Below are 12,332 nucleotides of genomic sequence, written 5' to 3' on the forward strand. Positions count from 1 at the left end.
CATGGCCACCGTTGATGTGGTCAAGAAGCGGTCGAGGCTCGATCGCTCCCTGGACGGGCTCGTGCAGACCGGGAAGGACATCCGGTTCTACGGGAAGGTGCTGGTCGGGATCCCGACGGCGATCCGGCACTACCCGCGCGAGATCCTCCGGATCCTCTCCGAGGTCTCCTTCGGCACCGGCGCGCTCGCGGTCATCGGCGGCACCATCGGCGTGATGACGGGGATGAGCATCTTCGTCGGCACGGTCGTCGGCATGCAGGGGTACGCAGCGCTCGACCAGATCGGCACCTCGACGCTCAACGGCTTCATCTCCGCCTACTTCAACACCCGCGAGATCGCGCCGTTGGTGGCTGCCCTGGCGATGTCGGCGACCGTCGGCGCCGGGTTCACCGCGCAGCTCGGCGCGATGCGGATCAACGAGGAGATCGACGCGGTCAAGGTGATGGGGCTGGGCACGATCCCCTACCTGGTCTCGACCCGCGTGGTCGCCGGCTTCGTGGCGATCATCCCGCTCTACGTCGTCGGGCTGCTGACCTCCTATGCCGGCTCGCGGATGGTGACGGTCTACTTCCACGGGCAGTCGGCCGGGACGTACGACCACTACTTCCAGCTCTTCCTGCCGCCCATCGACATCCTGCTGAGCTTCGGGAAGGTGCTGATCTTCTCGATCCTGATCATCCTGATCCACTGCCGGCTGGGCTTCTACGCCAGCGGCGGGCCGTCGGGGGTCGGGATCGCGGTCGGGCGCTCGGTGCGGCGGACCATCGTGGTCGTCGCGCTGCTCGACCTCGCCCTCTCGATGGCGATGTGGGGCGCGACCACGACGGTGAGGATCGCGGGATGAGGCCCCCGAAAATTGAGCTCAGCAGGCTTCGCGATGCCTTCCTCGGCCTGTGCTACCTGGCCGTGGTCGCGGCGGTGGCGCTCGGCGCCTGGCTCGCCTACGACCAGACCTTCGTCGACCGTTCCGAGGTCACGCTGACGACCGGCACCCTCGGCAACGCCCTCCAGGAGGGCTCCGACGTCAAGCTGCGTGGGGTGCCGGTCGGCACCGTCCGCACCGTCTCTGCCCGCGAGGGTGGCGCCGAGCTGACCCTGGCGTTGGAGCCGGACGTACTCTCCGATCTCTCGGCCGACACCACCGCGCGGCTGCTGCCCAAGACCCTCTTTGGGGAGCGGTACGTGGCGCTGCAACCGGCCTCGGGGCCGGAGCTGTCGGCCGGCGACACCATCGAGCAGGACCGCTCCGACGAGGCGGTCGAGCTGGAGGAGGTGCTCGACGAGCTGCTCCCGGTGCTCAAGGCGATCCAGCCCCACAAGCTCAACGCGACGCTGAGCGAGCTGGCCACGATGCTGCGAGACAACGGCGACGACATCGGCCAGGTCTTCTCGGCGTGGGCGGACTACCTGAGGAAGCTCAACCCGCTGGTCCCGCAGCTGGCCGACGACCTCGCCTCGCTCGGCCGGGTCGCGGGCCACTACGAGGAGGCCGCGCCGGATCTGCTGGACGCGCTGGACACCATGACCGTGACCGCCGAGACCCTGGTTGACCAGCAGAGACAGCTCGCCGACACATTCCGGTCGGTGACCACGACGGCGGCCGACACCGACCGCTGGCTCGAGCGCAACCGGGAGACGATCGTGGTGCTCTCCGACACCTCGCGCGACGCGCTCCGCGCGGTCAGCCCGTACGCCTCCTCCTTCCCGTGCCTCTTCAGCGCCCTGCGCGACTACGCGCCGGCGATGGCCAAGAACCTCGGCAAGGGCACCGACGAGCCCGGCTTCCATGCGCTGGTCAGCGTCTCCGACATCCGGCAGCCCTACCCCTCCGGCTACGTCCCGAAGCTGCGCACCGGCGGCCCCCGATGCCCGTACGTCACCGGCCGGACCGGCAGCCAGCCCGCCGTCACCGGGACGGCCGACACCGCCGACCAGATCGAGGCACCACCGACGGACCGGGTGCGCACCTTCGGCGCGACCACGGGCCTGGGCGAGCAGAACTCCAAGAGCGAGAACCAGCTGATCGCCGAGGTGATGGCACCAGCGGAAGGCCTGGCACCTGATGAGTATCCGACCTGGTCGAGCCTGCTGCTCGGCCCGACCCTGCGAGGCACGGAGGTGATCGTCCGATGAGACTGAACAGCGGCGGCTCGGTCGCGGTGACGCTCACCAAGTCGGTGGTCTTCGCGCTGGTGACAGTCCTGGCGATGGCGGCCCTGGCGACGACGATCTCCAACGGATCGACCTCGTCGGGGCGTACGTTCACGGCGCTCTTCACCGACGTGACCAGCCTCAACAAGGGCGACGACGTGCGGATGGCGGGGGTGAAGATCGGCACCGTCCAGTCCATCGGGCTGCACCACAACGACACCGCCGAGGTGGTCTTCACTGCGGCCGACTCGGCGCCGATGGTCGAGGGGACCCGCGCCGAGCTGCGGTTCCGCAACCTGATCGGGCAGCGCTACATCGCTCTCGAACCGGGGTCGCCCGGAGGCGAGCCGCTGCGCGCCGGCTACACGTTCTCGCTCGACGAGACCCAGCCCGCGTTGGACCTGACGATGCTGTTCAACGGCTTCCAGCCGCTGTTCAAGTTCCTCGACCCGGAGGACGTCAACAACCTCAGCGCCCAGATCATCGCGGTCTTCCAGGGCGAGGGCGCGACCGTGGAGTCGCTGCTCTCCTCGACGGCCTCGCTGACCTCGACCCTCGCCGACCGGGACCAGGTGATCGGCGATCTGATCACCAACCTCAACTCGGTCCTGGAGGTGGTCAGCCAGCGCACCGGGATGCTCGACACCACCCTGGTGACGCTGCAGCGGCTAGTCTCCGGGCTGGCCGCTGACCGCAAGACGCTCGGCTCGACCATCGAGGGGATGGGGGAACTCTCCCAGAGCGTCTCCGGGCTGCTGGAGGAGGGCCGCGAGCCGCTGCGCGACTCGATCGACTCCCTCGGCGACGTATCGGAGAACCTCGCCGAGAACGACGAGGCCCTAACCGAGTTCCTGACCACCATGCCGCAGAAGACCGACCAGATCGGCCGGATGGCCACCTACGGAGGCTGGCTCAACTTCTACATCTGCTCCATCGACGGGCGGATCCCGAAACCCGAGGGCTACTACGGCGACCTCGGCGTGGACTCGCCGGCAGGAAGGTGCCAATGATGGCCCGCTATCCGAAGTCGTTCGCCGAACGCAACAAGATCGTCATCGCCGTGGTCGGGATCCTGGCCATGACCGGCGTCTTCTTCGCCACCTTCTACGCCGAGGACCTCCCCGTCATCGGCGGTGGCGACACCTACGAGGCCTACTTCGCCGAGGCCGCCGGGATACGTCCCGGTGACGAGGCGCGGGTCGCCGGGGTGAAGGTCGGCGAGGTCTCCGAGCTCGAGCTCGACGGCGACAAGGTGCTGATCAGGTTCCGGGCCAAGGACGTCTCGCTCGGCTCGCAGACCACCGCGTCGATCAAGGTGAAGACGCTGCTCGGGCGCAAGTTCCTCGCCCTGGACCCGGGCGGCTCGGGCCGTCTCCGCGAGCCGATCCCGGTCTCCCGGACCACGACCCCCTACGACGTCAGCGCCGCCTTCTCCGACCTCTCCACCACCGTCGGGGAGATCGACATGGCGCAGGTCGAGGAGTCGATGAACGCCCTCTCGGAGGTCTTCGAGGACACCCCCGAGGACGTACGCGGCATGGTCTCCGGCCTCACCCGGCTCTCCCGCACGATCTCCTCGCGGGACCAGGAGCTGGCCGAGCTGATGAGGACGACGACCGAGGTCACCGGCACCCTCGCCGAACGCAACGATGAGATCGGGCTCCTGATCGAGGACGGCGACAAGCTGCTCGAGGAGCTCGCCGCCCGCCGGCAGGCGATCCACCAGATGCTCACCTACACCGACGACCTCGCCAAACAGGTCACCGGCCTGGTCGAGGACAACCAGAAGCGGCTCCAGCCGGCGCTGAAGAAGCTCGACCAGGTCTCTCAGATCCTGCAGCGCAACCAGGACCACCTCGACAAGGCGCTCTCCCAGATCGGCGCCTACTACCGGGTGGTCGGCGCCTCGATGAGCAACGGGCCGTGGATCGACGTCTACGGCTGCGGCCTCTTCGACGAGAACAACGCGCCGGTGCTCGACAACGACGTCCAGCGCGACTGCAAGCCGGGAGGGACGAGATGAGAAGGCTCATCGCTGGGCTCCTCGTGATCGCCGTCGTCGGCGCGATCGGGTGGGGTGCTGCGTACGGGATCCGGGAGGGGCGGAAGGGCACCACGTTCTCCGCGCTCTTCGAGGCCTCCGTCGGCCTCTATCCCGGCTCCGACGTGCAGATTCTCGGAGTGCCGGTCGGCGAGGTGACCTCGGTGACCCCGGCCGGCGAGCACGTGAAGGTCTCGATGATGCTCGACCCCGGCCAGACCGCCGCGGCCGACACCGAGGCGGTGATCGTCGCTCCGACGCTGGTCTCGGACCGCTTCGTCCAGCTCACCGAGCCGTACGTCGACGGGCCCGAGCTCCGCGCCGGCACCGTCATCGAGGAGACCGCGGTGCCGGTCGAGATCGACGACCTCTACGCCTCGCTGACCGAGGCCGGCGATCAGCTCGGTCCCAACGGCGCCAACAAGAACGGTGCGCTCTCGCGGTTCCTGGAGGTTGTGGCGGCCAACCTCGACGGCCAGGGTGCCGACATCAACCAGGTGATCCGGGAAGGTGCCGATGCGTCGGCGACCCTGGCCGACATCGACCAGGACTTCTTCGCCACCGTCGAGAACCTCGACACCTTCAACAAGACCTTGCTCGAGCACGACGACGGGGTCGAGGACGCCAACCGCCGGTTCGCGCAGGTCACCGAGTACCTCGCCGAGGACCGCGACGACCTGGCCTCCGCGGTCAGCAACCTCGGCGAGGCGCTCGCGCTGCTGGAGTCCTTCATCAAGGACAACCGCGGCGAGATGCGCACCAGCGTCGAGAACCTGCAGGGCCCGACACAGGTCCTCGTCGACCAGAACGAGTCGCTCGAGGAGGCGGTCGCCACGATCCCGCTGGTGCTGCAGAAGTTCGTCAACGCCTACGACCCGGACTCCAACACCCTGGTCGGCCGCACCAACCTGAACGAGCTGAGTGTCTGGTCCGGCGACGGCCTCACCGGCCAGACCTCCGAGGACGCGCCACCGGTCCTGCTTCCCGGTGTCGGAGAGGAGCAGTGATGTCGCGCTTGTCGAGACCGCTCGTGGCCCTACTGGCTACGGCCACCCTGACCCTCTCCGGCTGCGGCCTCGGTGCCGTCAGCGGGGGCGTCTATGAGGCCCCGCTGCCCGGCGGCGCCGACGTGGGGAAGGACCCGATCACGCTGAGCGCCGAGTTCAGCGACGTACTCGATCTGGTTCCTCAGTCCAGCGTCAAGATCGACAACGTCGCGGTGGGCCGGGTCTCCAAGATCCGGCTGACCGAGGACGGCCGCAGCGCGCGGGTGTCGCTGGTGGTCAACGACGACGTAGAGCTCCCCGCCGGCACCACGGCGCGACTGCAGCAGACCTCCCTGCTCGGAGAGAAGTACGTCGCGCTGCTCCGCCCCGCCGCGCCGGTCGCGGGCGCGCCCCTGGGTGATGGTGCGGTCCTCGGGAGGGGGGACACCGCGGCGGCCGCGCAGGTCGAGGAGGTGCTCGGGGCCCTGTCGATGGTGCTCAACAGCGGCGGCATCGCGCAGTTCCAGGAGATCTCCCGTGAGCTGCAGAAGGTCTCCGACGGCCGGCCCGAGGAGATCAAGGCCTTCCTGACGGAGATGGACCGGTTCGTCTCGGTCCTCGACTCGCGCTCGGCCTCGATCACCTCCGCGATCGAGTCGCTCAACGAGCTCGCGGTCACGCTGGAGAAGGACAAGACCAAGATCTCGAACGCGTTGGAGGGTCTCTCACCAGGCATGCAGGTGCTCGTCGACCAGCGTCCGCAGCTGGTGGCGATGCTGGAGGCGCTCGACAAGCTCTCCAAGGTCACCATCAGGACACTGGATGAGGCCCAGGACGACATCGTCGCCGACCTGAAGCTGCTCGACCCGATCCTCGACCAGCTCGCCAAGGCCGGCTCCGACCTGCCCTACGCGCTCGAGATCCTCTTCACCTACCCGTTCCCCGACGAGGTGCTCAACGCGCTCCGCGGCGACTACATGAACCTGTTCATGATCACGAACTTCCGTACTCCTGCCGGTTGCCAGGCCAAGGGGTGTGAGTGGCTGCAGCCGGCGGTCGCAGGCGGGTCCGGCGGCTCGGTCTCCTCCCAGTCCGGGTCGTCGGACGCACCGCCGGGGCTGTTGCCCTCGACCACCTCACCGGTGCCGGGCTCGTCCTCGCCGTCGATCCCGGGGGAGTCGATCCTGCCCTCCGATCCCGGCTCGTCCTCGTCCTCCTCGGATCCGTCGGAGTCCGGGTCGCCCTCGTCGTCTCCGTCCGATCCCTCCGAGTCGCCCGCGGAGTCCCCGACCGAGTCGGGCTCGGCGACCTCTGAGACCTCGCCGGAAGGCGCGGCGGGCGACGCCGGCTCCGTGGAAGGGAGCGAATGATGCAACGGCTCACCGGAGGCGTACGCGTCAAGCTCGGGCTCTTCGTCGCTCTCGCGCTCGTGGGCACCAGCTATGTCGGGGCTCGATACGTCGGCCTGGACCTGTTCGACGAGCCCTACCGCGTCGACGTCTCGCTGCCCGAGGGCGGCGGCCTCTTCGTGAACTCGGAGGTGACCTACCGCGGGGTGCCCGTGGGCGAGGTGACCTCCCTGGAAGCAGGCTCCGACGGCGTACGCGCGGTGCTGGAGATCGAGGGCGACGCGCCCGCGATCCCCGAGGACGTGACCGTGAAGGTCGCCAACCGTTCGGCCATCGGCGAGCAGTACCTGGACCTCCGCGGTGGCGCTGTCGGCTCCGCCCGGCTCACCGACGGCGACCGGCTGAGTGCGGGGGAGGAGGCATTGCCGTACGACGCCTCCCAGGTCATCGAGACCGGCCGCGACTTCGTCGCCTCGGTGCCCGAGGAGGCGCTGGTGACGACGATCGACGAGTCCTACCTGCTGTCCCAGGGAGCCGGGTCCGACCTGCGGAAGCTGGTCGACACCTCGCTCTCGTTCCAGCAGGAGGCCGACCGCAACTTCCTCGTCTCCGCGAGCCTGATCCGCAACTCCGACCAGGTGCTCGCGACCCAGGAGGAGTCGGCGACCAGCATCAAGGCGTGGAGCAACGACCTCGCGCTCTTCTCCTCGACCCTTGCTGATTCCGACAAGGATCTGCGCGACCTGATCGGCGCCGCGCCCGGCTCGGCCACCGAGATCTCGCTGCTGGTCAAGGAGGTCGGTCAGCCGCTCGGAATCCTGATGAGCAACCTGGTCACGCCGGCGACGCTCTTCGGGACGAACGCGGCCGCGCTCGAGTCGACCTTCGTGACCGTCCCGGAGGCGGTCAGCATCGGCTGGGCGATCAACACCTCCAACGGGCCACGGCTGAGCCTGATGCCGTCCTTCTTCAACCCGCCGGCCTGCGTCTCCGGCTATGAGGGCACCGACCTGCGCGCCGGCACCGATGTGAGCAAGGGCAAGCCGTTCAACACCGCGGCCGGCTGCGATGCCGTGCCCGAGCCGAAAACCACGAAGACCGAGACAGCCGAGCCGGGGACGGTTAGCGTCCCCACCACGCTCGCCGGATTGATGGGGGAGCGATGAGCACGACAAGCACGACAACGGAGAGACGTACGGAGGCCTCGGTGGTCGAACAGAAGGCGTCGGTAGTCGAGCTTGTCGAGACCCCGCCGTCGAGGCGCGATCGGATACTCACCTGGGCCCTCCCGCTGGTGGCGCTGTGTGTGCTGGTCGCGGGCGCACTGACCTGGTGGCGCGCGACCGGCCACGACCAGGAGATGGTCGACGAGGCCGCCCTGCGCGACCGGGTGCTGATCGTTGCGACCAGCCACATCGAGACCCTCAACTCGCTCGACTACCGGAAGGTGGACGAAGGGCTGAAGGGGTGGGCCGCGGTCACCACCGGGACCCTGCACGACCAGCTGACCAGCGTCTCCGAGGAGGACCGCAAGGTCCTCGCCGAGCAGGAGAAGATCTCGACCGGCTCGGTGATGGACGCCGCCGTGACCGAGCTCGACGACGACAGCGCGACCGTGATCGCGGCGGTCGAGATCACGGTCCGCGACGGCTCTGCTTCCGGTGAGGACGCCGAGTCGACGGTCAAGCGCAACAGGTTCGCGGCCGACCTGGTCAAGGTCGGCGACGACTGGCTCCTGGAGAGCCTCGAGCAGGTAGCGGTGAACATGTCATGAGTCTTCTCGTACGCCGTTGGGCCCCGTTCCTCGCCGCGCTCGCCCTGATCCTGGGGCTGGGAGCGTTCTGGCAGGCCGACCTGGAACGGAAGACCGACCACGTCGGCAACCGTGCCGTCGTCGACGCCGAGGCGACCACCGAGGTGCAGTCGGCCGTCACCACCGGCCTGCTCCAGGTCTTCTCCTACGACTTCTCCGACCCTGGTCCGACCGCTGCCGCCGCCGATGAGTTCCTCGCCGGCGACGCCCGCAAGGAGTACGACCTCCTCTTCAAGCAGCTCCAGGAGAAGGCCCCCGGTCAGAAGCTCGTGCTCAGTGCCGAGGTCCAGGTCGCCGCGGTCAAGTCCCTCGACGCCGACTCCGCCGAGCTCCTCGTCTTCCTGGACCAGGCCTCCCAGCGTTCCACCGACAAGGAGTCGTCCATCTCCGCCGCCCAGATCGCCGTCGAGGCCGCCAAGGTCGACGGCCAGTGGAAGGTAACCGCCCTGGACCTCTTCTGATGCCGAGTCGGCTCGTCATGACGAGCCGACTCGGCGGGGAAGGGGTCAGTCGCCGCCGCCTCCACCGCCGCAGCTCGAGCCGCAGGAGGAGCTGTTGCACGAGCTGGTGTGGTTGTCGCCGGAGTCGTAGGTGGAGCCACACGAGCTCGACCCGGAGCTGCCGCCGCCGCGCCTGCGGGGACCTCGCCGGCGGTTGCGACGTCCTCTCTTGAGCGCGGGCTCGATCAGTAGGTACATGACCAGGCCGAGGACCCCGAGGATGATCAGGATTTCCACGTGAAGCTCCGTTTCCAGGTGCGGCGGGTGAGGTGCCAGATCTGTGAGCCGAGACCGATGGTGAGCACCCGGCGCCCGGCGATCCGGGTGAGCGCCAACCGACGCCGGCCCTCGTAGACCTCGTGCAGGCGGAGCCAGTCGGCGCCGATGGTGGTCAGGAAGTCGCGTACGTCATCGTGGGCGCAGCCCTGCTGTGGATGCTGCGCGGCCCAGGTGTGGAAGCGGTCGCGCCAGTCCGGGAGCAGGTCGAGCTCGGGGGCGGCGTGCTCGGCGGCCGAGGAGCGCTTGTGGTGGAGCACCCGCGTCGTCGCGGTCGTCCCGGCGGGCTCGAACCCCGGCGGCGTACGTCCCGCCAGCAGGTCGTCGAGGACCTCGCGCTGCCGCGCGGCGAGCTGCTCGCGTACCGCGCCTCGGGAGTCCACGGGAGGAGTGTGCCCGATCGTTTGGTCCGCCGCCGCAATATATGTAAAAGTCAAAGTTGAGTGGAACAGACTCAACTTTGGTTGTGTTGAGATAGATGCGGGTGACAGGCACTCGCGGCAGACTCAGGTGCGTCCCCAGGAGGAGAGCAGAAACAGATGAGCCAGTTTTCGGCAGACAAGTTCACCACCAAGGCTCGCGAGGCGATCGAGGCCGCGCAGCTTGCCGCCACGACGGCGGGCAACACCACGACCGAGCCGATCCACCTGCTCGTCGCGCTGCTGCAGCAGGACGAGGGCACCGCGACGTCGATGGTCACCAAGTCCGGTGTGGACGCCGAGGAGCTGTCGCGGGCGGCGGCCGCCGATCTCGCCGGGCTCCCGCGCGCCAGCGGGTCCACGGTGCAGCAGCCCGCCGCCTCGGGCGGACTGACCCGTGTCCTGGCCGGGGCGATCACCCTGGCCACGTCCCTGAAGGACGACTACGCGGCCACCGAGCACCTGCTGATCTCGCTGGCCACGGTCGAGTCGTCGGCGCAGAAGGTGCTCAAGAAGGCCGGGCTCACCGAGAAGGGGTTGCGCGAGACGCTGAAGGCGGTCCGCGGCAACCGCCGGGTGACGAGCCAGGACGCCGAGGACTCCTACGAGGCGCTCGAGAAGTACTCCCAGGACCTCACCGAGGCCGCCGAGCGCGGCAAGCTCGATCCGGTCATCGGCCGTGACTCCGAGATCCGCCGTGTCATCCAGGTGCTGTCGCGGCGTACGAAGAACAACCCGGTCCTCATCGGTGAGCCGGGCGTCGGAAAGACGGCCGTCGTCGAGGGGCTGGCTCAGCGGATCATCGCGGGTGACGTACCGGACTCGCTGAAGGGTCGCCGTCTCCTGTCGCTCGACCTGGCGGCGATGGTCGCCGGTGCGCAGTACCGAGGCCAGTTCGAGGAGCGGCTCAAGGCCGTCCTGGAGGAGATCAAGGCCGCTGAGGGGCAGGTCATCACCTTCATCGACGAGCTTCACACCGTCGTCGGCGCGGGCGCCGGTGGCGACTCCGCGATGGACGCCGGCAACATGCTCAAGCCGATGCTCGCGCGCGGTGAGCTGCACATGATCGGTGCGACCACGCTCGACGAATACCGCGAGCGCATCGAGAAGGACCCGGCCCTGGAGCGCCGCTTCCAGCAGGTCTTCGTCGGTGAGCCGTCGGTCGAGGACACCGTGCAGATCCTGCGCGGCATCCAGGAGAAGTACGAGGCGCACCACGGTGTCCGCATCACCGATGCCGCTCTGGTGGCCGCCGCGACCCTGTCCGACCGCTACATCACCGGCCGTCAGCTGCCCGACAAGGCGATCGACCTCATCGACGAGGCCGCGTCCCGGCTGCGGATGGAGATCGAGTCGTCTCCCGAGGAGATCGACCAGCTCCGCCGCGCCGTCGACCGGCTGAAGATGGAGGAGTTCGCGCTCTCCAAGGAGTCCGACGACGCCTCGCTGGAGCGTCACGCGGCGCTGCGCAAGGAGCTCGCCGACAAGGAGGAGGAGCTGCGCGGGCTGGAGGCGCGCTGGGAGCAGGAGAAGGCCTCTCTCGAGGGCGAAGGTGCCCTGCGCAAGCAGCTCGACGCGCTGCGCAGCGAGGCCGAGCGGCTCCAGCGAGAGGGTTCGCTGGGGGAGGCCTCGGAGATCCTCTACGGCCGCATCCCGGAGCTGGAGCGGCAGATCGCCGAAGCCGCCGAGGCCGAGGACGAGGACAACGTCACCGACCGGCTGGTCGGTGAGGAGGTCGCTGCCCAGCAGATCGCCGAGGTCGTCGAGGCCTGGACCGGCATCCCGACCGGCAAGATGCTCCAGGGCGAGCAGGCCAAGCTGCTCGAGATGGAGACCGAGATCGGTCGCCGGCTGATCGGGCAGAGGTCCGCCGTGACCGCGGTCGCCGACGCGGTGCGCCGCTCGCGAGCCGGGATCGCCGACCCCAACCGCCCCACCGGCTCGTTCCTCTTCCTGGGCCCGACCGGCACCGGTAAGACCGAGCTCGCCAAGTCGCTCGCCGACTTCCTCTTCGACGACGAGCGCGCGATCGTACGCATCGACATGTCCGAGTACTCCGAGAAGCACTCGGTCGCCCGGCTGGTCGGAGCGCCTCCGGGCTACGTCGGCTACGACGAGGGTGGCCAGCTGACCGAGGCGGTGCGACGCCGTCCCTACTCGGTGGTGCTGCTCGACGAGGTCGAGAAGGCTCACCCCGAGGTCTTCGACATCCTGCTGCAGGTGCTCGACGACGGGCGGCTGACCGACGGTCAGGGCCGTACGGTCGACTTCCGCAACACGCTCCTCATCCTCACCTCCAACCTCGGCTCGGCCTTCCTGGTCGACCCGGTCATGGACGAGCACGAGAAGCGCGAGTCGGTCATGGCGGTGGTCCGGGCGTCGTTCAAGCCCGAGTTCCTCAACCGCCTCGACGAGGTCGTCATGTTCGACGCCCTCTCGCTCGCAGACCTCACCAAGATCGTCGACATCCAGCTCGGTCTGCTCGAGAAGCGTCTGGCTGCCCGCCGCATCTCGATCTCCGTCACTCCCGAGGCTCGGGAGTGGCTGGCCGAGACCGGCTACGACCCGGCGTACGGCGCCCGGCCGCTCCGCCGCCTCATCCAGTCCGCCATCGGCGACCCGCTGGCGCGGATGCTCATCGGCGGCGAGGTCTCCGACGGTGGCCAGGTCACCGTCGACCGCGACGGCGACGGTCTCACCCTGAAGTCCTGACCGGGGCGTCACCCCGGTCGGCCGAGTGCGCGGCTCTTCTCGGCGTCGCGCTGCGCCTTGAGCTTCTCGGTCAGGTCCTCGCCGG

At 68.8% G+C, this 12,332-nt stretch carries 12 protein-coding genes; 10 read left to right on the forward strand and 2 right to left on the reverse strand.

All coding sequences use genetic code 11. The features are described 5' to 3' along the window. Position 1: 1 nt before the first annotated feature. From ABZU72_RS04555 to ABZU72_RS04595, 9 genes are read left to right on the forward strand one after another with little or no spacing between them, the layout of a single operon-like run. A complete protein-coding gene (locus tag ABZU72_RS04555; protein WP_355017714.1) occupies positions 2 to 844 on the forward strand; it encodes an ABC transporter permease in 843 nt (280 codons plus the stop codon). After that, a complete protein-coding gene (locus tag ABZU72_RS04560; RefSeq protein WP_355017715.1) occupies positions 841 to 2,133 on the forward strand; it encodes an MCE family protein in 1,293 nt (430 codons plus the stop codon). The genes ABZU72_RS04555 and ABZU72_RS04560 overlap by 4 nt, the downstream gene beginning before the upstream one ends. Then, entirely contained in the window at positions 2,130 to 3,161 is a 1,032-nt protein-coding gene (locus tag ABZU72_RS04565) for an MlaD family protein (protein WP_355017716.1), read from the forward strand. Before ABZU72_RS04560 ends, ABZU72_RS04565 begins: the two co-directional genes overlap by 4 nt. Next, positions 3,161 to 4,174: an MCE family protein gene (locus ABZU72_RS04570; protein WP_355017717.1), complete on the forward strand. Its 1,014-nt coding sequence runs from the start codon at positions 3,161 to 3,163 to the stop codon at positions 4,172 to 4,174. The genes ABZU72_RS04565 and ABZU72_RS04570 overlap by 1 nt, the downstream gene beginning before the upstream one ends. Next, positions 4,171 to 5,199 carry an MCE family protein gene (locus tag ABZU72_RS04575; RefSeq protein ID WP_355017718.1) on the forward strand — a complete coding sequence of 343 codons (1,029 nt, stop codon included), beginning with the start codon at positions 4,171 to 4,173 and terminating at the stop codon, positions 5,197 to 5,199. The genes ABZU72_RS04570 and ABZU72_RS04575 overlap by 4 nt, the downstream gene beginning before the upstream one ends. After that, entirely contained in the window at positions 5,199 to 6,548 is a 1,350-nt protein-coding gene (locus ABZU72_RS04580; RefSeq protein WP_355017719.1) for an MCE family protein, read from the forward strand. The genes ABZU72_RS04575 and ABZU72_RS04580 overlap by 1 nt, the downstream gene beginning before the upstream one ends. Beyond that, the gene (locus tag ABZU72_RS04585; protein ID WP_355017720.1) at positions 6,548 to 7,693 is read left to right on the forward strand and encodes an MlaD family protein; all 1,146 of its coding nucleotides are present in this window, start codon (positions 6,548 to 6,550) and stop codon (positions 7,691 to 7,693) included. The genes ABZU72_RS04580 and ABZU72_RS04585 overlap by 1 nt, the downstream gene beginning before the upstream one ends. Beyond that, complete coding sequence (locus ABZU72_RS04590; protein WP_355017721.1) at positions 7,690 to 8,301, forward strand: hypothetical protein; 612 nt, start codon at positions 7,690 to 7,692, stop codon at positions 8,299 to 8,301. Before ABZU72_RS04585 ends, ABZU72_RS04590 begins: the two co-directional genes overlap by 4 nt. Continuing rightward, positions 8,298 to 8,801: a hypothetical protein gene (locus tag ABZU72_RS04595; protein WP_355017722.1), complete on the forward strand. Its 504-nt coding sequence runs from the start codon at positions 8,298 to 8,300 to the stop codon at positions 8,799 to 8,801. Before ABZU72_RS04590 ends, ABZU72_RS04595 begins: the two co-directional genes overlap by 4 nt. Positions 8,802 to 8,846: 45 nt before the next feature. Here the strand turns inward: ABZU72_RS04595 and ABZU72_RS04600 are convergent, their stop codons facing one another. Beyond that, entirely contained in the window at positions 8,847 to 9,077 is a 231-nt protein-coding gene (locus tag ABZU72_RS04600) for a hypothetical protein (protein WP_355017723.1), read from the reverse strand. Further along, entirely contained in the window at positions 9,065 to 9,499 is a 435-nt protein-coding gene (locus tag ABZU72_RS04605; protein WP_355017724.1) for a hypothetical protein, read from the reverse strand. Before ABZU72_RS04605 ends, ABZU72_RS04600 begins: the two co-directional genes overlap by 13 nt. 156 nt (positions 9,500 to 9,655) lie before the next feature. Between ABZU72_RS04605 and clpB the strand changes: the two genes are divergently transcribed. Continuing rightward, a complete protein-coding gene (gene clpB, locus ABZU72_RS04610) occupies positions 9,656 to 12,247 on the forward strand; it encodes an ATP-dependent chaperone ClpB (RefSeq protein ID WP_355017725.1) in 2,592 nt (863 codons plus the stop codon). Positions 12,248 to 12,332: the final 85 nt, after the last annotated feature.

This window comes from Nocardioides sp. NPDC004968, assembly GCF_040608935.1.
Lineage (GTDB): Bacteria > Actinomycetota > Actinomycetes > Propionibacteriales > Nocardioidaceae > Nocardioides.

Bases quoted from the DNA above. Each gene is read 5' to 3' on its own strand.
- ABZU72_RS04565 (WP_355017716.1), top strand. From the start codon at position 2,130: ATGAGACTGAACAGCGGCGGCTCGGTCGCGGTGACGCTCACCAAGTCG.
- ABZU72_RS04570 (WP_355017717.1), top strand. From the start codon at position 3,161: ATGGCCCGCTATCCGAAGTCGTTCGCCGAACGCAACAAGATCGTCATC.
- ABZU72_RS04560 (WP_355017715.1), top strand. From the start codon at position 841: ATGAGGCCCCCGAAAATTGAGCTCAGCAGGCTTCGCGATGCCTTCCTC.
- ABZU72_RS04590 (WP_355017721.1), top strand. From the start codon at position 7,690: ATGAGCACGACAAGCACGACAACGGAGAGACGTACGGAGGCCTCGGTG.
- clpB (WP_355017725.1), top strand. From the start codon at position 9,656: ATGAGCCAGTTTTCGGCAGACAAGTTCACCACCAAGGCTCGCGAGGCG.
- ABZU72_RS04555 (WP_355017714.1), top strand. From the start codon at position 2: ATGGCCACCGTTGATGTGGTCAAGAAGCGGTCGAGGCTCGATCGCTCC.
- ABZU72_RS04585 (WP_355017720.1), top strand. From the start codon at position 6,548: ATGCAACGGCTCACCGGAGGCGTACGCGTCAAGCTCGGGCTCTTCGTC.
- ABZU72_RS04575 (WP_355017718.1), top strand. From the start codon at position 4,171: ATGAGAAGGCTCATCGCTGGGCTCCTCGTGATCGCCGTCGTCGGCGCG.
- ABZU72_RS04580 (WP_355017719.1), top strand. From the start codon at position 5,199: ATGTCGCGCTTGTCGAGACCGCTCGTGGCCCTACTGGCTACGGCCACC.
- ABZU72_RS04595 (WP_355017722.1), top strand. From the start codon at position 8,298: ATGAGTCTTCTCGTACGCCGTTGGGCCCCGTTCCTCGCCGCGCTCGCC.